At 61.2% G+C, this 320-nt stretch carries 1 protein-coding gene; it reads right to left on the minus strand.

The window, feature by feature from the left end; genetic code table 11:
• Window positions 1-320, minus strand: a 320-nt coding sequence (locus tag ACM6HV_RS13965; RefSeq protein WP_414904480.1) for an Ig-like domain-containing protein, incomplete at both ends; no start/stop codon positions are given.

Below are 320 nucleotides of genomic sequence, written 5' to 3' on the forward strand. Positions count from 1 at the left end.
TCGGTGATGGTGTAGGTGAACGTTTCGGTGCCGTTACCGCCGCCGTGCAGGTTTTTGAAGTCGGTATCGGTCGGGTTGAGCGTGTAGGTGTAAGTACCGTCGGTGTGCAGCTCCAAGGTGCCGTAGGTGCCGGTGAAGGTACCGGCGGTGACGGGGCCGGTCGGTACGCGGTCGGCGCCTTGTACGTCGTTGGTGAGGACGTTGCCGGTCAGCGTGAGGTTGGTTTCCGAGGCTGTATTGGCGTTGCTATCGCTCACCGCTTTGGGCAGGTCGTCGATCACGTTCACATCGAGGGTCGCATTGGCAGTGGTGCCGTTGTC

This window comes from Pseudomonas sp. IT-P260 (genome assembly GCF_949768395.1).
In the GTDB taxonomy this organism is placed as follows: Bacteria; Pseudomonadota; Gammaproteobacteria; order Pseudomonadales; family Pseudomonadaceae; genus Aquipseudomonas; species Aquipseudomonas parakoreensis.